23 protein-coding genes and 1 tRNA gene are annotated in these 25885 nt (G+C 64.6%); 8 read left to right on the forward strand and 16 right to left on the reverse strand.

Annotated elements, in window-relative coordinates; genetic code table 11:
- Nucleotides 1-88: 88 nt before the first annotated feature.
- The 3 genes from UP06_RS05625 to UP06_RS05635 are packed head-to-tail and all read right to left on the reverse strand — an operon-like array spanning nt 89 to nt 2318.
- Nucleotides 89-676 (reverse strand): peroxidase-related enzyme, encoded by a 588-nt coding sequence (locus UP06_RS05625; protein ID WP_045001272.1) that lies wholly within the window; start codon nt 674-676, stop codon nt 89-91.
- Entirely contained in the window at nt 673-1164 is a 492-nt protein-coding gene (locus UP06_RS05630) for a CMD domain-containing protein (protein ID WP_045001273.1), read from the reverse strand. The genes UP06_RS05625 and UP06_RS05630 overlap by 4 nt, the downstream gene beginning before the upstream one ends.
- Nucleotides 1161-2318, reverse strand: coding sequence for a PLP-dependent cysteine synthase family protein (locus UP06_RS05635; RefSeq protein WP_045001297.1), 1158 nt, complete (start codon nt 2316-2318; stop codon nt 1161-1163). Before UP06_RS05635 ends, UP06_RS05630 begins: the two co-directional genes overlap by 4 nt.
- An 86-nt stretch (nt 2319-2404) precedes the next feature.
- On the opposite strand from UP06_RS05635, the gene UP06_RS05640 reads away from it, so the two are divergent.
- Genes UP06_RS05640 through UP06_RS05650 form a run of 3 tightly spaced genes read left to right on the forward strand, consistent with a single transcriptional unit; the run spans nt 2405 to nt 6172 of the window.
- A complete protein-coding gene (locus tag UP06_RS05640; RefSeq protein ID WP_045001298.1) occupies nt 2405-3385 on the forward strand; it encodes a LysR family transcriptional regulator in 981 nt (326 codons plus the stop codon).
- Nucleotides 3382-4842, forward strand: coding sequence for an NAD(P)-binding domain-containing protein (locus tag UP06_RS05645; protein WP_045001274.1), 1461 nt, complete (start codon nt 3382-3384; stop codon nt 4840-4842). The genes UP06_RS05640 and UP06_RS05645 overlap by 4 nt, the downstream gene beginning before the upstream one ends.
- 25 nt (nt 4843-4867) lie before the next feature.
- Nucleotides 4868-6172: a citrate-proton symporter gene (locus tag UP06_RS05650; protein WP_045001275.1), complete on the forward strand. Its 1305-nt coding sequence runs from the start codon at nt 4868-4870 to the stop codon at nt 6170-6172.
- Nucleotides 6173-6178: 6 nt separating this feature from the next.
- On the opposite strand, the gene UP06_RS05655 is transcribed toward UP06_RS05650, so the two are convergent.
- Nucleotides 6179-6643 carry an Lrp/AsnC family transcriptional regulator gene (locus UP06_RS05655; protein ID WP_045001276.1) on the reverse strand — a complete coding sequence of 155 codons (465 nt, stop codon included), beginning with the start codon at nt 6641-6643 and terminating at the stop codon, nt 6179-6181.
- Nucleotides 6644-6806: 163 nt separating this feature from the next.
- On the opposite strand from UP06_RS05655, the gene UP06_RS05660 reads away from it, so the two are divergent.
- Complete coding sequence (locus UP06_RS05660) at nt 6807-7820, forward strand: 1-aminocyclopropane-1-carboxylate deaminase (RefSeq protein WP_045001299.1); 1014 nt, start codon at nt 6807-6809, stop codon at nt 7818-7820.
- A 137-nt stretch (nt 7821-7957) separates the two neighbouring features.
- Here the strand turns inward: UP06_RS05660 and recQ are convergent, their stop codons facing one another.
- The 7 genes from recQ to UP06_RS05695 form a co-directional block, all read right to left on the reverse strand.
- Entirely contained in the window at nt 7958-9823 is a 1866-nt protein-coding gene (gene recQ / locus UP06_RS05665) for a DNA helicase RecQ (RefSeq protein WP_045001277.1), read from the reverse strand.
- Nucleotides 9824-9947: 124 nt separating this feature from the next.
- Nucleotides 9948-10691: a polysaccharide deacetylase family protein gene (locus UP06_RS05670; protein ID WP_045001278.1), complete on the reverse strand. Its 744-nt coding sequence runs from the start codon at nt 10689-10691 to the stop codon at nt 9948-9950.
- A 103-nt stretch (nt 10692-10794) separates the two neighbouring features.
- Nucleotides 10795-11796 carry a homoserine O-succinyltransferase MetA gene (gene metA, locus UP06_RS05675; protein WP_045001279.1) on the reverse strand — a complete coding sequence of 334 codons (1002 nt, stop codon included), beginning with the start codon at nt 11794-11796 and terminating at the stop codon, nt 10795-10797.
- 12 nt (nt 11797-11808) lie between these two features.
- A complete protein-coding gene (locus UP06_RS05680) occupies nt 11809-13110 on the reverse strand; it encodes an O-acetylhomoserine aminocarboxypropyltransferase/cysteine synthase family protein (RefSeq protein ID WP_045001280.1) in 1302 nt (433 codons plus the stop codon).
- 274 nt (nt 13111-13384) lie between these two features.
- Entirely contained in the window at nt 13385-14959 is a 1575-nt protein-coding gene (locus UP06_RS05685) for an amidase family protein (protein ID WP_045001281.1), read from the reverse strand.
- Between the two features lie 116 nt (nt 14960-15075).
- Nucleotides 15076-16110 carry an aldo/keto reductase gene (locus UP06_RS05690; protein ID WP_045001282.1) on the reverse strand — a complete coding sequence of 345 codons (1035 nt, stop codon included), beginning with the start codon at nt 16108-16110 and terminating at the stop codon, nt 15076-15078.
- A gap of 12 nt (nt 16111-16122) precedes the next feature.
- Nucleotides 16123-17304, reverse strand: a complete 1182-nt coding sequence (locus UP06_RS05695) for an MFS transporter (RefSeq protein ID WP_045001300.1) — start codon at nt 17302-17304, stop codon at nt 16123-16125.
- 98 nt (nt 17305-17402) lie between these two features.
- Between UP06_RS05695 and UP06_RS05700 the strand changes: the two genes are divergently transcribed.
- A complete protein-coding gene (locus UP06_RS05700) occupies nt 17403-18356 on the forward strand; it encodes a LysR family transcriptional regulator (protein WP_045001283.1) in 954 nt (317 codons plus the stop codon).
- Nucleotides 18357-18488: 132 nt separating this feature from the next.
- Nucleotides 18489-19523 (forward strand): SMI1/KNR4 family protein, encoded by a 1035-nt coding sequence (locus UP06_RS05705; protein ID WP_045001284.1) that lies wholly within the window; start codon nt 18489-18491, stop codon nt 19521-19523.
- A 119-nt stretch (nt 19524-19642) separates the two neighbouring features.
- On the opposite strand, the gene UP06_RS05710 is transcribed toward UP06_RS05705, so the two are convergent.
- Nucleotides 19643-19732 (reverse strand) — tRNA-Ser (locus tag UP06_RS05710).
- A gap of 195 nt (nt 19733-19927) precedes the next feature.
- Here UP06_RS05710 and UP06_RS05715 point away from each other — a divergent pair.
- Nucleotides 19928-20269 carry a hypothetical protein gene (locus tag UP06_RS05715; RefSeq protein WP_045001285.1) on the forward strand — a complete coding sequence of 114 codons (342 nt, stop codon included), beginning with the start codon at nt 19928-19930 and terminating at the stop codon, nt 20267-20269.
- Nucleotides 20270-20318: 49 nt separating this feature from the next.
- Here UP06_RS05715 and UP06_RS05720 read toward each other — a convergent pair whose 3' ends face one another.
- From UP06_RS05720 to UP06_RS05730, 3 genes are all read right to left on the reverse strand, one after another.
- Complete coding sequence (locus tag UP06_RS05720) at nt 20319-21782, reverse strand: trehalose-6-phosphate synthase (protein ID WP_045001286.1); 1464 nt, start codon at nt 21780-21782, stop codon at nt 20319-20321.
- Nucleotides 21783-22021: 239 nt separating this feature from the next.
- A complete protein-coding gene (otsB, locus tag UP06_RS05725) occupies nt 22022-22834 on the reverse strand; it encodes a trehalose-phosphatase (RefSeq protein ID WP_045001287.1) in 813 nt (270 codons plus the stop codon).
- Nucleotides 22835-22837: 3 nt separating this feature from the next.
- Nucleotides 22838-24325: an MFS transporter gene (locus UP06_RS05730; RefSeq protein WP_045001301.1), complete on the reverse strand. Its 1488-nt coding sequence runs from the start codon at nt 24323-24325 to the stop codon at nt 22838-22840.
- A gap of 181 nt (nt 24326-24506) precedes the next feature.
- Here UP06_RS05730 and UP06_RS39635 point away from each other — a divergent pair, with 181 nt between their 5' ends.
- The gene (locus UP06_RS39635; RefSeq protein WP_082078561.1) at nt 24507-24899 is read left to right on the forward strand and encodes a DUF3175 domain-containing protein; all 393 of its coding nucleotides are present in this window, start codon (nt 24507-24509) and stop codon (nt 24897-24899) included.
- Between the two features lie 17 nt (nt 24900-24916).
- Here the strand turns inward: UP06_RS39635 and UP06_RS05745 are convergent.
- Nucleotides 24917-25885: methyl-accepting chemotaxis protein (locus tag UP06_RS05745; protein ID WP_045001290.1), on the reverse strand; the 969-nt coding region annotated here is incomplete at its 5' end.

Here is a 25885-nt window from a genome sequence, read left to right on the forward strand (position 1 = left end):
GGATGCGAAGCTCGCGCGCGTGCACGCGCAAGGCAAGTGAAGTTGCCGTGACTTCCGGTCCGGGGCGGATGACCGCCCGACGCGTCGGCTACGGTGCCTCCGGGCGCGCCAGCGGCTCGCCCAGCGTATGCATCAGCCGGTTGGCCCAGCCGAAGATCGCGGCCGACAGCACCAGATCGAGCTGCTCGAGCTCGCTCAGCCCGGCCTCGCCCAGTGCACGCGCGTCATCGGCGCTCGCTTCGATCGGAGTCGTCGAGAGTTTTGTCGCGAAGTTGAACAGCGCCTGCTGGCGTGCCTCCAGCGTGGCGTCGCGCTCGTCAGCAAAGATCTCTTCAACGATGTCATTGCGCCCGCAGTAACTGATGAAGCGTGAGGCATGCACGGCGGCGCAATAGATGCAGCGGTTGACGACCGAGGCACTCAGCGCGCCGAGCTCGCGCTCGGCCGGGGACAGGCCGTCCTTGCCATACATGATGAGGTTGAACAGCGGCGAGCGCACCGCAAGCGACTCCGGGTCATGCGCCAGCGTCAGCACGTAAGGCGAGACGCCCTTGTTGGAGGGCGTGACCTTCATCGCTGCGAGCTGCTCTGAAGTCGCCGAGGCGAGCTCGACCGGCGTGACATAGGGCGACCAGATCGGGATCGCGACGGTGAAGCTGTGGACGATTTCGCTCATCGGGCTTCGACCTCTTTCAGGAGCTTGAGGCCGGCCAGGACCCGCAGCTGGTAGTTCACGAAGGCGGCGAGCTCGGACAGCCGCACGATATCGGCCTCGCTGGCACCGGCCGCCTTCAGCGCCGCGATGTCCTGTCGCGTCGCCTCGCGCGGCGACAGCGTCAGCAGGTCGGTGTGGCGGGCCATGGCATCGTGCAGGGGATCGCCACACACGCCGCCGGGCCGGGCGAGGGTGACCAGGTCGAGATCGCTCGCATGCGCCAGATAGGATTCGTAATGCGCGGTCAGCGCCTCGTCGCCGACATGCCGGCACATCCGCGCCGCGAGTGCCGCCCGCAAGCCGTGGCTCAGTCCGCCGGGCTCACGCGGCAGCAGCACCGCGTCATGGGCGGCTTCGCTCAGGCGCAAAATCTCGGCACGCGCAAGCAGAGCCTGGCCGAGCCGTGACGCCACGGGCACACCGGCAATGGTTTCGATCAGCGTGGTCAAGCAGCACTCCGCGGGCTCTGTGGATTGGGGACGTCCTCGACGGCGAGCGCCAGCGGCTGCGCCGTATCCAGAAATGACAACAAGGCAGCCTCGAACGGTGCCGGATCGAGGCCGCGGGCTTTCAGCCATTCGGGCTCATAATAGGTCTGCCGATAGCGCTCCCCGGAATCGCAGATCAGCGTGACCAGCGATCCGGTCTGGCCGGCGCTGCGCATCTCCGAGGCAATGCGGCACAGCGCCAGGAAATTGGTGCCGGTCGAACCGCCGACGGACCGGCGCAGCCTGCGCGACAGCACATTCATCGCCGCGATCGTCGCCACATCCGGGATCTTCATCATGCGGTCGACGACGCCCGGCACGAAGGAGGGTTCGCAGCGCGGACGGCCGACACCTTCGATCAGCGAGGGGCGCTCGCAAACATGGGAGCGGTCCTGCGAACGGAAGCAGTCGAAGAAGGCGGAATGCTCGACATCGGCGACGCACAGCCGCGTCGGATACTGGCGATAGCGCAAATAGCGTCCGATGGTGGCCGACGTGCCGCCGGTGCCGGCGCCCATCACGATCCAGTCCGGCAGCGGGCGCGGCTCGCCCTTTAATTGCGTGAAGATCGACTCGGCGATGTTGTTGTTGCCGCGCCAGTCGGTGGCACGCTCGGCGAAGGTGAACTGATCCATGTAGTGGCCGTTCAGGCGGGTGGCGAGCGCGGCAGCCTCCGCATAGAGCGTGCGGCCGTCGTCGATCAGATGGCAATTGCCGCCATAGTGGGTGATCGCGGCGATCTTCTCCGCCGACGTCGTGCGCGGCATCACGGCGTAGAAGGGCACGCCGATCATCTGCGCGAAATAGGCTTCCGACACCGCGGTCGATCCCGACGAGGCTTCGACGACAGGCGTGCCTTCGCGGATGTGGCCGTTACAGAGCGCGTAGAGGAACAGCGAGCGGGCCAGCCGGTGCTTCAGGCTACCGGTCGGATGCGTGGACTCGTCCTTCAGATAGATGTCGATGCCGGCGAGCGCCGGCACTATCAGACGGATCAGATGCGTGTCGGCGGTGCGGCACTGGTCGGCCTCGATCGCGGCCACGGCCTCGTCGACCCAGCCGCGCTGGTAGGCCGGTCCGGCCGGATTGTGCTGGCGAAAGGGGGGCGGCTCCATCGGCATGACCTGAACCTCTCATAATACTTCTTGCACATCAATAAATATTGTTCATTCTATATTCGCATAATGCAAGCGATATGGCCATGAACCAGGACGTTATCGACATCCGCCTCCTCGAGGCCTTCGCCGCCGTAATGTCGGCCGGCAGCATCACCGGCGCGGCGCGGCTGCTCGGCCGCTCACAGCCGGTCGTGACGCGTCAGATCCAGGATCTCGAGGCCGACGTCGGCTATCTCCTGTTCACCCGGAACGGTCCGCGCATCAGCCCGACGCCGAAGGGCGTGCTGTTTCATGCCGAGGTCGAGCGGCTGCTGATGGGCTTGAAGCACATCCGCCAGCGCGCCAATGCGATCGGCGCGGGCGCCCTTCCGGTTCTAAGTCTGGCGGCGATCCCAGCACTGGCAGCCGGCTTCGTCCCGGCCGCGCTCGCAGCGCTCGAACGCGAGTTGCTGCCAAGCCAGGTCCACGTGCAGGCGCTCTCGGCCGAGAACGTCGTGCAATCGGTGCTGTCGCAGTCGGTCGATTTCGGCCTTGCGAGCCTGCCGATCCAGCATCCCGGGCTCGACGTGCAGTGGGTCTGCGAGGTGCCGTGCGTCGCGTGCCTCGCGATGGATCATCCGCTGGCGAAGAAGAAGGTCATTCGCCTGAAGGATCTCGGCGGCGTCCGGTTGCTGACGATGGCCAACCCCTACCGGCTGCGCCGCCGCGTGGAGGAAGCGCTGGAGCGCGAGGGTGTCGTGCCCGCTGAGGTCATCGACACCAACGCTTCACTGACCGCGATCGCCATGGCGAAGCAGTCGCTCGGCATCGCTGTGGTCGAGCCGGTGCTGACCTCCAGCCTGCCGGTGGAGGGCGTCGTCACCCGCCCCCTGGACGTGTCGATTCCCTTCCTGTTCGCCGCGATTGCACCGATCGGGCGCGAGCTGACGCCGACGGTTGCCGCACTCAACGACGCATTGCGCGCCGCGGTCGCGCTGATGCCCGGCGCAAAGCTGCATAGCGGCGCCGCCGCGCTGGCCGAGGCCGGCGACGAAACCAGCGAATTCGAGAAAGCTCCCTCATGACGACGATGACATCTGACGCGGCGGGCCTCGCGGCTCTTGAAGAGCGCCTGAAGCAGGATCTGGCGTGGCTCGAACTGCCGGCCAAGTCATGGGTGCCGCGCCGTGTCGTCGATGGCGAGGGCGTCGTCGACGTCGTCATCGTCGGCGCCGGCATGGCCGGCCTCGTCGCCTCCGCGATGCTCAGGCGCCTCGGCGTCGACAACCAGCTCGTGCTCGACCGCGCGCGCGCCGGCGAGGAAGGTCCCTGGGTCACGTTCGCCCGGATGCGGACGCTGCGCTCGCCCAAGGAATTGACCGGACCCGCGATGGGCATGCCGGCACTGACCTTCCGCGCCTTCTACGAGGCACAATATGGCAAGCAAGCCTGGCAGGCGCTCGACCGCGCGCCGCGCACGATGTGGATGGATTACCTGATCTGGTACCGCAAGGTGCTGGGTCTGCCGGTCCGCAACGGGGTCTCGGTCGAGCGAATCGACGCGCGCCCCGATGGCCTGTTCGCACTCGACGTCAGCGAGGACGGTGCGTCGCGACAGATTCTCGCGCGCCATGTCGTGCTGGCGACGGGCCGCGACGGCCTCGGCGGCGCTTACGTGCCGCCGCTCGTCGATGGCATCGACCGGCGTTTCTGGGCACATTCCTCCGCCGCCATCGACTTCGAGAGATTTCGCGGCAGACGCGTTGCAGTCGTCGGCGCGGGCGCATCCGCGATGGACAACGCAGCGATGGCGCTGGAGGCGGGCGCCGCGCGCCTCGACCTCTTCATCCGGCGCGCGGACATTCCGCGCGTCAACAAGTTCACCGGCATCGGCAGCCAGGGCGTCGTGCACGGCTTTGCCGGCCTGACGGATGACTGGAAATGGCGTTTCCTCGATCACACGCTGAAGGCGCAGACGCCGCCGCCGCGCCAGAGCGTGCTGCGCGTCTCCGCCTATCCGCAGGCGCATTTTCATCTCGCGAGCCCGATCAATGATCTCGTCGTCGAGCGAGATCATCTCATGGTGACGACGCCGAAGGGCCGCTACGCGACCGATTTCATCGTCTTCGGCACGGGCTTCAAGGTCGACCTCGCGTTGCACGACGAGCTTGCCGCCTTCGCGCCGCATATCCGGTTCTGGCGCGACCGCTTCCCGACGCCTGACGGCATGGACAATGCCGAGCTGGAGAACTCGCCAGACCTCGGCGACAGCTTCCAGTTCCTGGAGAAGGAGCCCGGCGCCTGCCCGATGCTGGCGCGGCTGCACTGCTTCAACTATCCGGCGACGCTGAGTCACGGAAAGCTATCCGGCGATATCCCTGCGATCAGCGAGGGCGCCGACCGGCTCGCGCGCGGCATCGTCCGCCGCCTGTTCGTCGAGGATCGCGAGATCCATTTCGCCAACCTCAAGGCGTTCGCCGCGCCGGAGCTCGCCGGCGACGAATGGCGGGATGCCGACGCCACCCATCAACCCGCCGAATAGGCCGAACCGGACAGGCAAGCGAGAGATGCAGACGAACAGGAAAGCCATCGCGGCCGCGATCGCCGGCAATGCGATGGAGTGGTACGACTTCACGGTGTTCGCGCTGATGACACCGGTCATCAAGAACCTGTTCTTTCCGGTCGACCCGAAAGTTCCGGGCAGTGAGATCAACGCGCTGCTGCTGACCACCGCGCTGTTCGGCTCCGGCTTCTTCATGCGGCCGATCGGCGGCCTCGTGCTCGGCTATTTCGGCGATCGCAAGGGCCGGAAGGCGGCGATGACGCTCGGCATGGGCATCATGGCGCTATCGGTCGCGCTGTTGGCGCTGACGCCGACCTACGCTACGGCCGGCATTGTGGCGCCGCTGATCGTGCTGCTGGCGCGGCTGTTGCAGGGCTTTTCGGTCGGCGGCGAGTTCGGCACCTCGACCGCCTATCTGATCGAAGCGGCGCCTCCCGGCCGCACCGGCTTCTATGGCTCGTGGCAAATCGCCGGCCAACTCATGGCCAACGTGCTCGGCGCAGTGCTGGGCGTCGCCCTGACGCTGACGTTCACGCAGGAGCAGCTTGCCGCCGGCGCCTGGCGCATCCCCTTCTTCGTCGGCCTCGTGATCGTTCCGATCCTGCTCTATATGCGCGCCAGCGTCATCGAGCCCGAATCCTCCCGGCGCAGCATGGCGACGGTGCACAAGGAAAGTTTCATCTCCGCGCTGAAGAATCCCGGCCGCAATTTCCTGATTGGCATGGGCATGGTGGTCGCGAGCGCCGTGTCGTTCTATGTCACCTTCGGCTACACCGTGACCTACGCCAAGGAGGTGCTGAAGCTGCCGCTGATGCAGAGTTTCCTGGTGCAGATGATCGCGGCGATCGTGATGGTGATCGTGGTGCCCGCGGCGGGCGCCATCTCCGACCGCTATCCGCGCAAGCCGCTGCTGCTGGTCTCGCTCATCGGCTATTTCGTCTCGCTCTATCCGCTCTATGCCCGGGTGATCTCCGAACCGTCGATCACAAAGCTCCTGATCGCCCAAGTCGTGATCGGCTTCTTCGGCGCCTTCTTCCTCGGTGTCTACTGCACCACGCTGGTCGAGCTGTTCCCGATCCGCATCCGCTCGACCGCGCTCGCGATCGTCAACAATGTCGCGGTGCTGGTGTTCGGCGGCTTCGCCCAGTTCTTCGTGACCTGGCTGATCGCCCTCACCGGCTCCCCGCTGGCGCCGATCTTCTATGTGATGATCGGCGTCGGGCTCGGGCTGATCGCGGTGATCGCGATGCGGCCGGAGGATGCCGGGCAGGAGCAGGTCGCGGACGGCGTCGTCGAACCGGCGTCGTGAAGCCGCTCAAAACTCCAGCGGCGCGTTGTCGACGACTTCCTTCATCACGAAGAAGGTGCGGGTCTGCCGCACGCCGGGCAGCGCGATGAGCTGCTCGCCGTGGATGCGGTTGAAATCCTCCATGTCGCCGACGCGGATCTTGAGGAAATAGTCGAAGTCGCCGGCGACGAGGTGGCAGTCGAGCACGAATTTCAGCTTGGCGATCGCCTGCTCGAAGATGGCAAAACTCTCCGGCGTCGAGCGGTCGAGCACGACGCCGACCATCACCAGCGTGCCCTTCCCCACCTTCTTCGGCGCAACCATGGCGCGGAAGGTGGCGATGAAGCCGTCCTCGACCAGGCGCTGGGTGCGGCGGTGGCAGGTGGCGGGGCTGATCGCGACGGTTTCGGCCAGCTCGGCGTTGCTCAGCCGGCCGTTATTTTGCAGCAATCTCAGCATCTTAAGGTCAGTGCGGTCGAGACGATTCGACATGGAAGATACTTCCGTAATTAATGTTTATTACGGAAGAATTATTAGCTAGTGGCGATTTTTTCGCAAGATATCATACAATATGGGCGCAATATTCGAGAGCACATTTTTCCAAGCCGATGCTAGTCACATCCCGAACACCAACGCCAATCGGGATGACCTGACGATGCTCGAGAAATTTGCGCGCTACCCGCTGACCTTCGGCCCCACCCCCATCGAGAAGCTGGACCGGCTGTCAAAGCACCTCGGTGGCAATGTCGAAATCTACGCCAAGCGCGAGGACTGCAATTCCGGCCTCGCTTATGGCGGCAACAAGCTGCGCAAGCTCGAATACATCATTCCCGACGCGATCGCCTCCAATGCCGACACGCTGGTCTCGATCGGCGGCGTGCAGTCGAACCACACCCGCATGATCGCGGCGGTCGCCGCCAAGATCGGCATGAAGTGCCGCCTGGTGCAGGAAGCCTGGGTGCCGCACGAGGACGCGGTCTATGACCGTGTCGGCAACATCATGCTCTCGCGCATCATGGGCGCCGACGTCCGCCTGGTCGACGACGGCTTCGACATCGGCATCCGCAAGAGCTGGGAGCAGGCGATCGACGAGGTGAAGGCGGCGGGCGGCAAGCCCTACGCGATTCCGGCCGGCGCCTCCGTGCACAAATTTGGCGGGCTTGGCTATGTCGGCTTCGCCGAAGAGGTACGCAAGCAGGAAGCCGAGCTCGGCTTCAAGTTCGACTACATCGTGGTCTGCACCGTGACCGGCTCGACCCATGCCGGCATGCTGGTGGGCTTTGCTGCCGACGGCCGCGCGCGAAAGGTGATCGGCATCGATGCGTCGTTCACGCCGGCGCAGACCAAGGCGCAGGTGCTCTCGATCGCACAGAACACCGCAAAACTCGTCGAGCTCGGCAAGGACATCGTTGCAGACGACGTCGTGCTGATCGAGGACTACGCCTATCCCGCCTATGGCGTGCCGTCGGAGGAGACCAAGGAGGCGATCCGCCTCTCCGCACGGCTCGAAGCCATGATCACCGACCCCGTCTACGAGGGCAAGTCGATGCAGGGCCTGATCGACCTGACCCAGAAGGGCCATTTCGAGAAGGGCGCGAAGATTCTCTACGCTCATCTCGGCGGCGCGCCTGCACTGAACGGCTATGGATATGCGTTCCGGAATGGCTGAGGCATAAGGGAGGCGGGACGACTCTCGCCTCCTCATCTTGTAGCCCGGATGGAGCGAAGCGTAATCCGGGACTCGCACAATACGGAAAGACTGCCCCGGATTTCGCTTCGCTCCATCCGGGCTACGATCGGGATGCTCTACCGCGTCTTCACGATCTGGAGCAGCTCTTCCCCGTAATGCTCGAGCTTCTTGTCGCCGATGCCGGGGACGTTGCGCAATTCATCGAGCGTGGTCGGCCAGGCCCGGACGATGCCGTCGATGGTGGCGTCGTGCAGCACGACATAGGCCGGCACGCCGCGCTCGCGCGCGAGGTCCGAGCGCCAGGCGCGCAGCCGCGCGCGCAATTCGGGATCGACGTCGCCCTGCGGCGCGTTCATGGCCGGCGCGAGGTCGCCGCGGCGGGATTTTGCGCGGCTTGACCGAATGCGGGCGCCGGGCGCCTCCTCGCGCAGCCACACCTCGGTCTCGCCACGCAACACGCCGCGCGCGGAGTCCATCAGCTTCAGCGCGCCAAAGGCCTCGCTGTCACTCTGCAAATGCCCCATCGCCACCAGCTGCCGTAGCACCGTGCGCCACTGCTTCTCGTTGAGCTCGCGTCCGATGCCGAACACGGAGAGCTTGTCGTGGCCGAACTGCGTCACTTTCTCGGTCAGGCGTCCGATCAGCACATCGATCAGGTGCATCGCGCCGAAACGCTGCCCGGTGCGATAGGCGCAGGAGAGCAGCTTTTGCGCCAGCACCTTGCCATCGCGCATTTGCGGCGGCGTCAGGCAATTGTCGCAATTGCCGCAACTCTCGCCGTGCAAGGTCTCGCCGAAATAGCCGAGCAGCCGCTTGCGCCGGCACTGTGCGGTCTCGGCGAGGCCCACCAGCGCATCGAGCTTGCCGATCGAGACCCGCTTGAAATCGTCTGACGCCGTGGATTCATCGATCATGCGGCGCTGCTGCACGATGTCCGAGAGGCCATAGGCCATCCAGGCCGCCGACGGCTTGCCGTCGCGGCCGGCGCGGCCGGTCTCCTGGTAGTAGGACTCGATGCTCTTGGGCAGATCGAGATGGGCGACGAAGCGCACGTCCGGCTTGTCGATGCCCATGCCGAAAGCGACGGTCGCGACGATGACGATGCCGTCTTCGTTGAGGAAGCGATCCTGGTTGCGCGAGCGCACGCCGCTGTCGAGCCCGGCGTGATAGGGCAACGCCGCAATGCCGGCATCCGCGAGCGCACCCGCGACCTCCTCGACCCGATTGCGGGAGAGGCAATAGACCACGCCGGCGTCGCCTGCATGGCGCTCTCGGATAAAGTCCTTGAGCTGCGACACTGCGCTGCGCTTGTCGACGATCTCGTAGCGGATGTTAGGCCGGTCGAAGCTGGAGACGAATTGCGGGGAACCCGTCAACTGGAGCCGCTCGACAATTTCCTTGCGCGTCAAATCATCGGCGGTCGCAGTCAGCGCGATACGAGGCACGTCGGGAAAACGCTCGGCGATGATGGAGAGGCCGACATATTCAGGCCTGAAATCATGGCCCCATTGCGAAACGCAATGCGCCTCGTCGATCGCGAACAAGGCCACTTTCGCCCGCGCCAGCATCGACAGGCAGCGCGGCGTCACCAATCGTTCCGGCGCGACATAGAGCAGGTCGAGATCGCCTGCGATCAGGCGCCGCTCGATCTCGGAGGCTTCTTGCAGCGTCAGCGACGAATTCAGCGCCGCAGCATTGACTCCGGCCTCGATCATGCCCGCGACCTGGTCGCGCATCAGCGCGATCAGCGGCGACACCACGATGCCGCAGCCTTCGCGCAACAGAGCCGGTAATTGGTAGCACAACGACTTGCCGCCGCCGGTCGGCATCAGCACCAGGCAATTGCCCCCATCGGTGACATGCCGGATGATCTCGCCCTGCGCGCCGCGAAAGCCCGGCAAGCCGAACACCGAATGCAGCACCGACAGGGCGTCGGGGCGATCGACTGAGGCAGGCAGCGAAGCGGTGGAGGGAGCGGACATGGGCGGAACAGGACCGGGCCGTGGGATTCGTCACAAGGCCAGTCGCATGACGGCGCGGGCGAGGCAAGACTGTTTGGGCGGCAAGGGCGATGTCTTCCCCTCTCCCGTGCAGGAGAAGAGCGAACTACGCCCCGATTCGCCGCAACGCCTCTGCGACTGTCACGATCGGCATGTTGCGCGTCTCGGCCGCCTTCAGCGCGTGGCGAAGCAACGCCGGCGAGCAGCCATAGGGGCTCGGCTGGTCGACGACGTCGTGGCCGTAAAAGATCAGCCAGCCGCCGCTTGCGGTCGCCTCGTCGAAGTAACGATCCACGCCTGTGGTGTCGATCTCGCGATCGACAAGAGGCGAGGCGCGGAGGAACTGGAGATCGATGACATCGCGATTGACGCCGGGAAGGATGCCGCGCGCCGAGCGGAAGGTCTTGGCGAGCTGCGGCTTGCGCCAGACCGACGCAAGGCCATACGGATAGGCGAAATTTTCGAGCGAGATCGAGGAGTCGATGGCACGGAAGTGGCTGCGGTTCCGTTCAATCTCCCGCGCCATGGCGGTCTCATCGAGATCAACTGCGCGGAGGTGCGAGAAGGTGTGGCAGGCGATCTCGTGGCCACCACGATGCAACCGCACGATCGCGTCGTTCGACAGGCCTTGCCAATGATCTCCCGGCTGATCGATCAGGCTGCCGGCGAGATAAAACGTGCCGCGGCCGCCATGTCTCTCCAGCAGTGATGCACCCTCGCCCGCGGCGCTGTCGGGGGCATCATCGAAGGTGAAGCTCACCATCGGCGCGTGCGCCTGCAAGCGGTGCGGCGCGGCACGGAAATGCCGGGCCAGCCGATTGCTCACGCGTCCGTGGAGTGCCGACCACACGATTGCATTCCCTGTAATTCCCGACCGCGCTACTGAAACATCTGCGCGTCGCCTGAGGCAAGCTTTACGCCTTGTTAATCATAACGGAACCCATGCCCTCGTACTAACGCGCAAGCAACGGCGCCTTGGTATCCGCGGCAAGATCGCGCAGCCAGTTGCGGAAGAGCGCCGCGGCGGCGCTGCCGGCGGCGATATCGCCGCGCAAATTCAGTGCGGGCAGCTCGTTGGTGAGCGCCGGATGGCGCTGGTGCCTCGCGCGCTTCTCGAATCGCGCAAGCCTCTCTTCGGTCGGTGCGTCGAAATAGCTCACGGGCACGGCCGGGTAGATCTCACGCTCGCGCGCGAGATAGCGGCCGATATCGCGCAGATATTCGCGCTGGAGCGACAGCGCGTCATATTCGGGATGGCCCTGGAAGAACACGAAGCGGCTGGCATATTGCCGGACGAAGATGTCGACGCCGGCCCGGACCGAACGGGTCAGCACCTGATAGCCGGCCTGCGTGAGATCGCGCTCTGTGACTTCGTTCAGGCGCGAGTGCGAGATCTTGAACGGCGCCGGCGCCTCGCGCGTCAGCGAATCGCCCGTCACGGCATCGCAGTCGAAGATGCCGTGGCATTTGGCCGGCAACCGCTGCCGTTCGATCCGATCGAGATGCAGCACCGCCGCATGCGCGGCGAGGCATGACCAGATCGTCGAGCGCGTGTTGGTCTTGGCCCAATCGACGAGATCGGTGAGGTCGCGCCAATACGGTTCCTGGTCGAGCTCGGGCGCCACCGGCTCGGCGCCGGTCACGATCAGCCCGTCGAACTTTTGGCGCTTAAGATCGGAGAGATCGGAATATTCGCTCTCGACGTGCCACTTCGCTTCCGGCGAGCGCATCACCGACGGCAGCGAGAAGCAGTGGAAACGGATGCGGCGCGGCCCCGCGGCAGCCTGAAGCAGCTTCATGAACTGCCGCTCGGTCGCCTTCAGCGCCGGGTCCGGCATGTTGTTGATCAACCCGATGGAGAGCTCGGCGCCGCCGTGATGGCGTGCGAGATCCGCTTCGGCCGGCACCAGGGCTGGGCTCGAGATACCTTGATCCCTGTCGATCAAGATGCTCATCGGGGCGATCGCCTACTCCGCGGCCTGAAGACGCGCGGTCGGGCAGGCCTTTTCCAGCGCCTGATCGATGTCCTCGATGATATCGGCGGCATGCTCGATGCCGATCGAGAGGCGGATCGTCTCCGGCAGCACGCCGGCTGTGCGCTGCTGCTCCGCCGACATCTGGCGGTGCGTGGTCGAGGCCGGATGGCAGGCCAGCGACTTGGCGTCGCCGATATTGACGAGCCGCGTGATCAGCTTCAGCGCATCGTAGAAGCTCTTACCCGCTTCCATGCCGCCCTTGATACCGAAGGTGAACAGCGAGGAGGCGTTGCCGTCGAGATATTTTTGGACCAGCGAATAATAGGGGCTGTCCGGGAAACCCGTGTAGTTCACCCAGGCAACGCGCGGATCGGCGCGCAGGAATTCGGCGACCTTGCGGGCGTTCTCGCAGTGGCGCTCCATGCGCAACGCCACGGTCTCGATGCCCTGGAGCAGCAGGAAGGCGTTAAAGGGGGATAGCACCGAGCCCATGGTGCGCTGATAGATGCTCCGCGCACGCTCGATATAGGCGGTCTTGCCGAAACGCTCGGCATAGACGAGGCCATGATAGGAAGCGTCCGGCTTGTTGTAGCCCGGAAAGCGATCGGCGTGCTTGGCCCAGGGGAAATTTCCGGAATCGACGATGGCGCCGCCGAGCGTGGTGCCATGGCCGCCCAGAAACTTGGTCAGCGAATGCACGGCGATGTCGGCGCCGTAGTCGAACGGCTTGAGCAGGATCGGGGTTGCGACGGTGTTGTCAACGATCAGCGGCACGCCATGGGCGTGCGCGATTTTGGCCAGCGCCTCGATGTCGCAGACATTGCCGGCGGGATTGCCGATGGTCTCGGCGAACACGGCACGGGTGTTCTCGTCGATCAGTCTTTCGATCGCCTCGGGCTTGTCGCTCTCGGCGAAGCGACCGGTGATGCCCTGGCGCGGCAGAATGTGGGAGAGCAGCGTATGCGTGGTGCCGTAGAGCTGCGGCACGGACACGATGTTGCCGCCGTGGTCGGCGACGTTGACGAACGCAAAATGCAGCGCCGCCTGGCCGCTCGCAACCGCAAGCGCGCCGACACCGCCTTCGAGCTCGCTGATGCGCTTCTCCAGCACCGCGCTGGTCGGATTGGCGATGCGGCTGTAACGATAACCTTCGGCCTCGAGATTGAAGAGCGCCGCGCCATGATCGGCGCTGTCGAAGGCATAGGCGGCGGTCTGGTAGATCGGCACGGCGACCGCGTGCGTGGTGGCTTCGGGTTCGTAGCCGGCGTGAATAGCGATCGTCTCGTTGCGCATCGTACCACCTCCGCGTGGAGCGGGCCGCACTTATTGGCCTGTATGAGGCATGTGCGTTGTCCGCCGTCCCCGTGTTAGAGGCGGGTGGTAAAGCGGGCAATAATTCGTCTACAGATCGATGAAGTAACCCTAACGGTTATTGGTGAATTGGCTAAAATTTGAGTCAAATTCGATTAATGAATTCGTACGGTGCCGTCTCGCCGCTGTGCGGCGATCCTCCCTCTCCACAAGGGGCGAGGGTGGCACTGTCAACGCCGCGACAGTTCGCGAAGGATCAGGCCATCGTTTCCCAGAGCCGATGGGTGAGCACACCCGCGCGCTTCTCGATCGCAGCCGCCGCATCCAGCGCGAGATCCTCGCGGTAACGGCCGGCGATGAGCTGGACGCCGATCGGCTTGCCGTCGTGCAAAGCCACCGGCACCACGGCACCGGGCAGGCCCAGCACGTTGATCGCGGAGATGAAGCGGATTTCGCCCCAGAAGATCTCGCGCACGCGCTCGGCGCTGACGGTGTCGTCGCGCGGGCCCGGCGTCGGCTTCACCGTGGTCGGCGCCAGCACCACCGGATAGTCCTCGAAGAACAATTGCCAAGCGCGGATATGGCCGCTGCGCGCGGCGGTGGCGCGCATCCAGGCCGGCAGGTCGAGCACGCTGGCCTTGGTCTTCATGCCGTTCCACGCCTTGTGGAAATCCTCGGACGTGACCTTCAGCATGCCGGCCTCCTGCATCACCACCGTTTCATTGGTGATGATGTCGCACCAGGTCTGCCAGACGCCATTGATGTCGGGCACCTCGACCTCGCTGACGCGATAGCCCGCACGCTCCAGATGATCGGCGGCCTGGCGCAGCGCCGCGGTGACCGACGGATCGACGTCCATGTCCCCGGGGATTTTTGCCAGCGCGACCTTGATCGGCCCCTTCGGCTTCGGCCCGACCAGCGGCGCTGGCACCCACCAGGGATCGCGCGGATCGCGCTGGCTCATCGCCTCCAACGCAAGACGAACGTCGGCGACGTGACGGGCGAGCGGCCCCTGCGCCGACATCAGATGCGCCAGCATCGGCCGCTCGGCCACAGCGCTCTGGTTGAAGGCCGGGATGCGCCCCTGCGTCGGCTTGATGGTGGCAACGCCGTTGCAATGCGCCGGCCAGCGCAGCGAGCCGCCGATGTCGTTGCCATGCGCAATGGTGCCGATGCCGGCGGCAACCGCCGAACCCGCGCCGCCCGAAGAGCCGCCGCAGGTGATATTCGGATCCCAGGGATTGAGCGTCAGCCCATGCAGCGGATTGTCGGTGAAGCCGCGGAACGAGAATTCCGGCGTGTTGGTGAGGCCGAGCACGATCGCACCGGCCTTCTTCAGGTTGCGTACGACCGGCGAATCCGACGGCGCGATGAGGTCCTTGTTAGCGGGTACACCGTTGAAATTGGGCCGGCCTTCGAAGTCGACATTCTCCTTGATCGTGATCGGGACGCCATGCAGGAGGCCAAGCTCGCCACCCTTGGCGCGCTGCTTGTCGGCCGCATGCGCGGCCTTCAACGCTTCCTCGCTGAGGTCGACGACGACGGCATTGAGCCTGGGATTGACGGCGCGCATCCGCTCGAGATGCGCCTCGACGGTCTCGACCGCCGAGATTGCGCCAGAGCGGATTGCAGTTGCAGTGTCGACCGCCGACCATTGCCAGGCCGGGCCCTTCGGGCGGCGCGCTGTGGCGAAATTGCGGGGCGTGGTCTTCTTGACTGCCTTCTTGGCCGGCTTCGCCACGGCCCCCCTGCGGGCAGTGGTCTTCTTGCTCGAGGTCTTCGCTGCTTTCTTTGAAGCGCTTTTCTTCTTGGTCGCCGTCTTCTTCGCCACGTCGCATCTCCTAAAATTGCGGCGCGGAGGTTATGGAGGGCGACGCGGCATGTACAGCGGCGTTTCTGCATGGCGCGTTGCCGCGGCGCAGTGATGCGACGGATTGTCGTCGGCCCTTACACCGGCGGCGGGTTCAGCCGCGCAAACCCGTCCTGGATGCGGTAGGGATAATAGGGATAGGGCGGCATCACCGCGCTGACCTCATCAAGGCGCTTGAGCTGATCCGCGCTCAGCGACCAACCGACCGCGCCGAGATTGTCACGCAGCTGCGCCTCGTCGCGGGCGCCGATGATCACGGACGATACCGTCGGCCGCGACAGCAGCCAAGCGATCGCGACCTGCGGCACGGTGCGACCGGTCTCTGCCGCGATCGTGTCCAGTATGTCGACAATAGCGTAAAGCCGTTCTTCGTCCACAGGCGGGCCGAACTGCGCGGTTGCATGCAGGCGGCTGCTTTGCGGCAGCGGCTGGCCGCGCCGGATCTTTCCAGTGAGCCGGCCCCAGCCGAGCGGGCTCCAGACCAGCGCCCCGACGCCCTGGTCGCGCGCGAGCGGCATCAGCTCCCACTCATAGTCGCGGCCGAGCAGCGAATAATAGACTTGGTGAGCGACATAGCGCGGCCAACCGTAACGATCGGCGACCGCGAGCGACTTCATCAGCTGCCAGCCGGAGAAATTGGAGACGCCGACGTAGCGCAGCTTGCCCGCGCGCACGAGCGTATCCAGGGTCGACAGCACCTCCTCGATCGGCGTGAAGGTATCGAACGCGTGGAGCTGAAGCAGGTCGATATGGTCGGTGCCGAGCCGTCGTAATGCTGACTCGACCGAGGCAAGCAGCCGATGCCGTGACGAGCCTGCGTCAAGCGGGCCGTCGCCCATCGGCAGGCTCATCTTGGTGGAGACCAGCACCTTATCGCGGCGGCCCTTGATCGCGGCGCCAAGGATCTCCTCGGACGCGCCGTTCGAATAGACGTCGGCGCTGTCGAACAGATTGACCCCGGCCTCGAGACAGATGTCGACCAGCCTGCGCGCTTCATCAGCGCCGCTGCGGCCCCAGGCCGAAAACAGCGGACCCTGACCACCGAACGTATCGGTGCCGAAGCTGAGGACAGGGACTTTGAGCCCGGAGGCGCCGAGATTGCGATATTCCATGATCGTGTTCCCCTATTCTGCCGGGCACGCCGCGGCTGCGGTCTGCCTGCGGTCGAGCTGAAGACTCCATAGTGCGAGCACTAGACCGACTGCGGTGATGCCGGCCGCAACGAGCGGCAGTGCGGAGAGCCCGAGCCCGCGATCGATGGTGACGCCGCCGGCCCAGGCGCCGAGCGCGTTGCCGAGATTGAACGCGGCGATGTTGAGGCTAGAGGCGAGCGTGCGGCCACTGGAGCCGGCGGCTTCCAGCACGCGAAGCTGGAGCGGCGCGACCGTTGCAAAAGCTGCGATGCCGAGCAGCAGGATCAGCGCGATAGCAAGGATCTTGACCGACAGCACGACGGCGAGACCAAGCAGCACGATGGCGAGCGCTCCGAGCGTGCCGATCAGCGCGCGTGCGAGACCGCGATCGGCGAGCTTGCCGCCGGCGACGTTGCCGATCGCAAGACCCGCGCCGAACACCAGCAGGATCGGCGAGACCGCGGCTTCCGAAAAGCCGGTAAAGCGCGTCAGGATCGGCTGGATATAGGTGAAGACGACGAACAGGCCGGCGAAACCGAACACGGTCATGGCGAGGCCGAGCAATACCTGCGGACGACCAAGCACGGCCACTTCCTCGGCAAGTGAGATCGGCTTGTCGCCATTGCCGACATGGCCGGGCACCAGCGCCGCTACCACCGCAAAGGCGATCACGCCGATCACAGTCACCGCCCAGAATGCCGCGCGCCAGCCAAGCATCAGGCCGAACCAGGCGCCGAAGGGCACGCCGAGCAGGGTTGCGACCGTGAGGCCGATGAACATGGTTGAGATCGCGGAGGCGCGCTTGTCCTCGGCGACCAAGCTGGTCGCCACCACCGAGCCGACGCCGAAGAAGGTGCCGTGGGCGAGTGAGGTCAGCACGCGGGCCGCCATCAAGAACTCATAGTTGGGCGCCAGCGCGCAGGCCGCATTGCCGAGAGTGAAGATCGCCATCAGCGCCAACAGCACGGTCTTGCGCGGCAGCTGCCGTGTCGCCAGCGTCAGCACCGGTGCGCCGACAAACACGCCGAGGGCGTAGCCCGAGATCAAGAGGCCCGCGACCGGCACGGACACATGCATCTCGGCTGCGACCTGGAGCAACAGGCCCATGATGATGAATTCGGTGGTGCCGATGCCGAAGGCACCGGCGGTGAGCGCGAAGACGGCGGGAGGCATGCGTAGCTCCAATGCGAGGGACGAGCCATGCAGATAGCCGCGCGTGCGCAAAACCATTAGAATGTCCACAATCCATTCATTTATGACGTGAATTCAACATGGCCCGTTTCGACACCAATCGCTCCGCCGAGATGGAGGTCTTTGTCCGCGTCGTCGATCTCGGTGGATTCACCCAGGCCGCGCGAAACTTGCGCCTGACGCCCTCAGGCGTAAGCAAGCTGATCTCGCGACTGGAAGCACGGCTCGGCTCGCGGCTGATCAACCGCACCACGCGCAAGCTCACCCTGACCGAGGAAGGTCAGGCCTTCTACCAGCGCGCCGTGCGCATCCTCGCCGAGATGGAGGAGGCTGAGCGCGAGGCGGCTTCCGGCGCGGCGCCACGCGGCCGGCTCGCGGTCAACAGCAACATCCCCTTCGGCATGCTGCATGTGATGCCGCTGATCCCACGTTTCCTCGAACAACATCCCGACGTCACGCTCGATCTCGTACTGACCGATACGCTGATCGACCTCATGCAGGAACGCGCCGACGTCGCCATCCGCGTCGGGCCGTTACGAGCCTCACGTCTTGTCGCGCGAAAACTCGGCACCAGCCGCATGGTCGTCGTCGGCGCACCAAATTATCTGGCGCGCTTCGGCACGCCGAAGAGTCCGGCCGATCTCACTGAGCACCGCGGCATCGGCTGGACCTTTCCGCGCTCGATCCGCGGCTGGCCGTTCAAGCGCGGCGACCGCACCGAGGAAGCCGTACCGCCGCCGGCCGCGCGCGCCAGCGACGGCGAAGCCGCCCGTCGCCTCGCGCTCGGTAGCGTCGGCCTCGCCCGCCTCGCTCTCTTCCATATCGGCCCCGACATCGAAGCCGGACAGCTTGTTCCGATTCTACAAAACTACAATCCCGGCGACCGCGAAGACATCCACGCCGTCTATGTCGGCCACACCGCGCCCCTCCCCGCACGCGTGCGTGCGTTCATCGATTTTCTGGCCGAGCATGTGCGGGTGACCGATCCCGCGCTGAAGCGAACTGGGGATGGGAGGTGGAAATTGGTGGGATGAGATCGGCTGGCGGAGAGAGTGTCAGTCAATCCTGATTGACGTATAAGCTGTTTTTCATTCCGAAAGGTGGCAACCAACGGTCCTGGCTACTGGGCGCTTGGACACGCCTCGTAACATGATGGGGTAATGAGGATGACGACGAAACGGCCCTTTGACGGCTTCGATTTCGAAGGCTTCTGGAACGACTGTCCGTATTCCCTGGAGAACTATGTCGAGCCTCCGCCGAGCGACGAGCTGATCGCGTCCATTGAACAGGAAATGGGCGGGTATCGGCTGCCGGCGGCCTATGTCGACCTCGCACGGCGCCACAATGGCGGACTGGTCAAGCGGAACTGCCACCCGATGACGGAGCGTACAGGCTGGGCGGAGGACCACGTGGCTATCACCGGTCTCTACGCCATCGGCCGCACGTCCAAATATTCGCTCGCCGGGCAACTGGGCGCCAAGTTCATGATCGAGGAATGGGACTACCCGCCGATCGGAGTCGGCATTGCCGACACGCCGACCGCGGGCCACGAACTGATTATGCTGGACTACCGGGCCTGTGGAAAACGAGGCGAGCCGCAGGTCGTGTACGTCGACCAGGAGGATGACTACAGCATCACCGTCGTTGCGTCGGACTTCGAGACCTTCATTCGAGGCTTGGTCGAGGAATCCGAGTACGACACCGCTGAGGAGGATCGGGCTGCTGCGATCGCAGCCGTCGAGCGGGGAACGTTATCGCCCATCGTGGTGCGGGCCTTGGCCGCGGTCGGCAATTGTCTGCTGGACGGCGAGCGAATATTGCGAGCCTTGGCCCGGCAGATCGTGGACGAGAAGGGCTTCTTCGCCTTGCACGACGACGAGCGCTCGCACCTGATGTATGGATTGATGTTCTGGCTCTATTCGAGCCTTCGTACCGCCAGGTCCTTCGAAGCTTTCGTAATCCGTCCCAAGACGGGCACCTCCTACGACGACTCGCCGTGTTTCGAGCTGATGATCATTTTCGACCTTGTCGCCGACCCTTATGAATTCAACACGCGCGGGTACGCCGAGGGGTTTGTGAGGGACTGGTGGGACGCGTGCGTCGCAGGCGGCGACATCGCCGAGATGGCGGAAGGCTACCGTCTGACTCCCAAGGCCGAGGCGACCCTGCTCGGGCGGTTGGCGACGATTGCTGGCCCCTAAGTCAATAAGCCAGCGCGATGATTCGAGGTTTGTGCGATCCAGTCTCAGAGATTGCTTTGCTCGCGTGGGGGGCGCACATATTTAGCGGACCAATCAGGCCAGACGATCAAATCGCCCAGTGGCGGAGAGAGTGGGATTCGAACCCACGGTACGGTTTCCCGCACACACGCTTTCCAAGCGTGCGCCTTAAGCCACTCGGCCATCTCTCCGGAGCGCCCTCTCTTGAAGGGACGCCGGTGATTTTGCAAGAGATCGCGGGGAAATCGGGTGAATTTTCCGCAAGATATTGTATTTTATGGAGAATATCGAACGCCGCGCGCGTCCGGAATCTCCCTGCGGGCTGAACCGAAGGCCGGCCTGCTGCGACGATTCACTGGAGGCCAGCAAACACACCCGGGGACGCCATGACCATCCGCAAGACCATCGCCGCGCTCAGCCTGATTTCGGCCCTTGGCGCCGCCTTCGCTGGGCCTGCCGCCGCCCAAGTCTGCACACGCCAAGGGGTCGATGTGAGCTGCGACGACGGACGGCGCGGGGTGCTGTCGGGCGATGCCATCCTCTGGCCGGACGGGACGCGCTCCAGCACCACGCCGCATCAGAGCGTGATCATCGGCAACAAGAGTTCAGTGCATGTCGGGCCGGGCGTGTTCGTCGGTCAGGGCAACGGCATGGTGCCGCTGGATGATCCCAACGCGCCGAACAAGCGGCGCTGCGCAATCCTGGATGGTGTGTCGTATTGCTATTGAGGCGCGCGCCCTCACCTCGCCCCGTGACGACGAGGCGAGGTGAGGAAAGCTAAATCAACCGCACGCCCGAAATCGCCGACTTCAGCCAGCGCAGCGCTTGCGGCGGCTGGGCAGCGAGCGGCGCGACCGCGGCCTTTTCGGTGCGGCACTTCTCGAGCTCGGCGACGAAATCAGCGGCCCATTGCTGGATGGTGTGGCCGCGCAATGTCTTCATCATCGCTTCCCAGCGCATCTTGCGCTCAATGAGCGGCATCGCGGCTGCGATCGCGATTGCGCGGGCCATGCCGTCGATGTCGTGCGGATTGACGAGCAGCGCGGTGTCGAGCTCGTTGGCGGCGCCTGCGAATTTCGACAGCACCAGCACGCCGGGATCGGCCGGGTTTTGGGCAGCGACATATTCCTTAGCGACGAGGTTCATGCCGTCATGGAGCGGCGTCACCACGCCGACCTGCGCGGTGCGGTAGAGGCCTGCGAGCACGGCCTGGCTAAAACCCTTGTTGAGATAGCGGATCGGCGTCCAGTCAACCTCGCCGTGACGGCCGTTGACGTCGCTGACGAGCCGGGCGACGTCGTTCTGGAGATTGCCATAGGCCTCGATGCCGCCGCGCGAAGGGTTCGCGATCTGCAACAGCGAGATGCTGCGCAAGAACTGCGGCTGCGTGCTCCAGAGCCGGTCGAACGCGCTGATGCGATTGACGAGGCCCTTGGAGTAGTCGAGCCGGTCGACACCGATCGCGAGCCGCTCGCCGTTGAGGCTACGGCGCAGCCGCGATACGTCGGGATGCGAGACCGACTTCGCGGCATAGGCGGCGAACTTCTCCGCATCGATACCGATCGGAAACACTTCGCAGCGCGTGCTGCCGTGCTGGGAGACGACGACCCCATCCTCGATCGTGAGGCCGAGCTCGCCGCAGGCATAGCCGAGGAAATTCTGGCAATCCTCGTCGGTCTGGAAACCGAGCAGATCGTAGGCCAACATCGCCGTGATCAGCTCGCGATGGTTGGGCACGCCCTGCATCACCGCAGCCACGGGCCAGGGCGTATGCAGGAAGAAGCCGATCGGATCATCGACACCGAGGTCGCGCAGCTCCGCACCGAGAGCAAGGAAATGATAGTCCTGCACCCAGAACGCGGTCTTGTCTTTTCGGAAGCGCATCAAGGCGCGCGCCATGAAGGCGTTGACTTCGCGATAACTGACATAGTCGTCTTGAGAGACGCGGATGAGGTCGCTACGCGAATGCAGCGCCGGCCACAGTGCCGAATTGGCAAAGCCTTCGTAATAGCCGCCGTAATGCGCGGCCGGCAGATCCAGCGTCGCAATCGCCCCCGAGCCGAGCGCTTCGATCTCGGCAAACGGCTCCTTCTGGTGGCCGTCCCGCACACGGCCGGACGACCCCACCCAAATAGCACCCGAGTTTTCTACCACGGGAAGCAGCGCCGCAGCCAAGCCGCCCGTCATGGGCTCGTTGGGTTTGCCGCGCGCGACGCGATTTGAAACGACGACTAAGTTCACAGGTCGTCCCCTCCTGTTCATTCCACCCTGTTTAACTGATGTTCATCAATATGGTTCCTGATCATCGTTTCAACGAATTGAAACCAAAATCGGGCGCGTGCGTTGGAACCGGTTGCGCTGACGGAACCCGGAAATTTCGTTGCAAAGACAGTTTTTGCGGCTTCATTGCGCAGCATCAATTGCACGCGCGATGGAACTGCGCGAGCGACATTACGCTGACGTGTGGCGCTGCCTTGCTTTTACCGCGGATCGAGCAGACGTGCGAGGAACGCACGCACGTCGCTTGGGGCATCGAAGTGGCCATTGACGCCCATGGCGCGGCGGCCGACCGAGAAAGAGAGGCCGTTCATGTCGGGCATGATCGCGAACACGGTTTCGTCGGTGACGTCGTCGCCGATAAAGATCGGGCGGCGCCCCCTGAACGGCTCGTGCTTCATCAATTCGCGCACGCCGGTCGCCTTGGTGAAGCCGGAATGCTTGATTTCGCAGACGAACTTGCCGGGCAACACCTCGATCGGTGCAGTGGGAAGATCGGCGCGGATCAGCGAGACGGCTTCGTAAATCGCCTTCTCCGCGTGTGGCGCGAGGCGATAATGCAGCGCCAGCGAATAGCCCTTGTCTTCGAGCAGAATGCCTGGGCTGAGCTTCGCGATCGCGGCCAGCCGCCGCTTCAGCTCCTTGTCCATCGGCGGCGCATGCACGTCGTCAGCTTCATTGCCGACCGAAAGGCGCATCTCCGCGCCGTGACCGGCGACAGCGCGAAACACGTCAGGCGCAAAGATCAAATCGATGTCGTTGAGCGAACGGCCGCTGACCATGGCCAGCGCGCCCGACGTAAGCTGCGCCAGGCGGTTGAGCGTATCTGACAGGCCCGGCGGCACCCAGACCTCGCGTGGCGTCGGCATCAATTCGAGTAGCGTGCCGTCGATATCGAGCAGGATCGCAGTCTCGTTCAGATGCGGCACGAGCGCATGCGGCACCGGCACCGAGTCGGGCGCTTCATCGTCGGGCATGGCGCGCTTCTGATCCAATTCAGCGAGTTCCGATTTCATAGTCTACTCCATAAAGGCAAGCGGCCGCGCGATTTGTTCGAGCGATTTGCGTTCCGCAGAGATTGCGTAGCGCCACGCCACGATCGCGGCCACGATCATCAGCAAAGCCCCCAACAAATAGCCAGCGAACACGCTGCTGCGTGATCCCGTGTCGATCAGCGCGCCGAACAGCGCCGGCCCGGCAACGCCGCCGATGCCGGTGCCGACCGCGTAGAACACCGCGATCGCCAGCGCGCGGATCTCCAGCGGAAAGGTCTCGCTGACGGTGAGATAAGCCGCGCTCGCGGCGGGCGAGGCAAAGAAGAAGATCACCATCCAGGCGATGGTCTGCCCTTGCGCGCTGAGCGCGCCGATCGAGAACAGATAGCCGGACACCGCGAGCAATACGCCCGATACGCCATAGGTGAACACGATCATGATGCGGCGGCCAAGCGTGTCGAACAGACGGCCGAGCAGCAGGGGGCCGAGGAAATTTCCTGCGGCAAACGGCAGGAGGTACCAACCGACATGATCGGCGCTGATCCCGTAGAAATCGGTCAGCACCAGCGCGAAGGTGAAGAAGATCGCGTTGTAGAAGAAGGCCTGCGCGACCATCAGCACCAAGCCGACCACCGCGCGCTGGCGATAAGTGAAGAACAACGTATGCACGACTTCGCGGATCGGGGTGTGATCGCGCATCTTCAGGCGTATTGTCGCGAAGCGTCCATCGCTTGCATCCTGGTCGTGTCCGATCACCGAGCGCTCGATGTCGTCGACGATGGCGTGAGCCTGATCGGGCTGGCCGTGGATCATCAGCCAGCGCGGACTCTCGGGGATCCACATCCGCATCAACAGCACGACGAGGCCGATGCTCGCACCGATGAGATAGGCGAGACGCCAGCCGAGATCGGGGCCGATCACCGCGGGGTCGAGCAGAACGATAGCGGCGACCGCACCCATCGCAGCGCCGATCCAGAAACTGCCGTTGACGACGAGATCGGTCCAGCCGCGATAGCGCGCCGGCACCAATTCCTGGATGGTCGAATTGATCGCGGTGTATTCGCCGCCGATCCCGGCGCCGGTGAGGAATCGAAACAGTGCATAGCTTGTGACATTCCAGGACAGCGCGGTTGCGGCGGTCGCAGTGAGGTAAAGCGCGAGCGTGATGAAGAACAGTTTTTTGCGGCCGATGCGGTCGGTCAGCCAGCCGAAGCCGAGCGCGCCGAGCACCGCTCCCGCGAGGTAGGCGGAGTTGGCGATGCCGAGATCGAGATTGGAGAAGCGCAGCGTCGGGCTCTGCTTCAGCGCACCGGAGAGCGCGCCGGCGAGCGTCACCTCGAGACCGTCGAGGATCCAGGTGACGCCGAGCGCCAGCACGACGCGGGTGTGGAAGCCGCTCCACGGCAACGCGTCGAGCCGCGCAGGAATGCTGGTCTCGATGATTCGATCGGTCGCGGCTGCCACCGAGACCGAGGATCCATAGTTCAGCGCTGAGCTGTGCTGCAATTCCATCGCGTCGTTGTGTCTGACCAATACGATCATCCCGGATTCGCAGGATGGACTGGGGTCGATCCGATCATGGGGGTGCGGCATTCCGCCTGCCACCTGCGACAACGCCTGCGGCAAGGGCAGGTTCCAATAGGAACTGCCCTTCGCGCCGTCCGTTTCCGCTGGAGCCGCAAGGAGTTGATGCATGGCTCAAGTCAGAAAGACGACACCTTCGCGAAAAGTAACAACTCGCAAGACAAGCAAGACAACAGCCAGGAAGACCAGCGCCAAGCGTAACGCCGCGCGCAAGGGCTCGAAACGCGCGGCGCCGAAGCGCTGGTCTCAGCGGGTGACGAAGGAGAGCGACGCGCTCGACCTCAAGCGCGGCGTGTTCAAACTAACGAGCCCGAAGAAGATCGCGGCCTCGCTGAAGAGCTCCGCCGAGCATAGCGCGCGCCGCAAGGCCGGCGCGTATCGCTCGGCGCTGTCGATGCTGACGTTCTACATCAACCGCGCCGGCAAGACGCTGCCGAAGACGCAGCGGGAGCGGCTTGAGCGAGCAAAGGAGGAGCTGAAGCGAGCGTTCGGGAGAGAGTGAGATTCGCGCGATGAACGCTACGCCGCCCTGATATTCGCCATGAACCGGTCGAGCTCGGCGCGGAGGCGGGTGCTTTCGGACGACAGTGTTTTCGCCGAGTTCAGCACCTCTTCCGAGGCCGAGCCGGTCTCGGCGGCGCCGCGGTTGACCTGGCCGATGTCGGTGGCGGCGGTCTGGGTGCCTTGCGCGACGGTCTGAACGCTGCGTGCAATCTCCTGGGTCGCGGCGCCCTGCTGCTCCACGGCGCTCGCGATCGACGTCGAGATCGAAGATATCTGGCCGATGGTCGCGCCAATCTCCTTGATCGCGGCAACCGACTCCGCAGTCGCACCCTGCATGCCCGTGATGTGCGACGAAATCTCATCAGTCGCCTTCGCGGTCTGGCTCGCCAGCGACTTCACTTCGCTCGCAACCACCGCAAAGCCGCGGCCGGCTTCACCGGCGCGCGCCGCTTCGATGGTCGCGTTCAGCGCGAGAAGGTTGGTCTGCTCGGCGATCGCCGTGATCAGTTTGACGACTTCGCCGATCTGCTGCGCGGCATGCGAGAGTTTCCCGATCCGGCCATCGGTTTCCTTCGCCTGCACAACGGCGGCTTCCGCAATGCGGCTGGAGTCGCGGACCTGACGGCCGATCTCCTCGACGGAAGCCGAGAGCTCCTCGGTGGCGGTCGCGACCGACTGCATGTTGCTCGAGGCCTGTTCGGAGACGCCGGCGACCTGGCTCGACAGGGTCTGCGTGGTCTCGGCGGTACGGGTCAGCGTTGAGGCTGACGATTCGAGCTGCACGGCGGAGGCCGAAACGTTGGACACGATGGCGCCGACCGCGCTCTCGAAATCATCGGCAAAACGGATCAGCTCGGAGCGACGCGCCGTGGCCAGTTCCTTGTTTTGGGCTTCGCTGGCCGCGGCATCGCGCTCGGCCTTGGCCACTGCCTGCACCTTGAACTCTTCGACCGCGCCGGCCATCTCGCCGATCTCGTCCTTGCG

It is taken from the genome of Bradyrhizobium sp. LTSP857 (genome assembly GCF_000938285.1).
Lineage (GTDB): Bacteria > Pseudomonadota > Alphaproteobacteria > Rhizobiales > Xanthobacteraceae > Bradyrhizobium.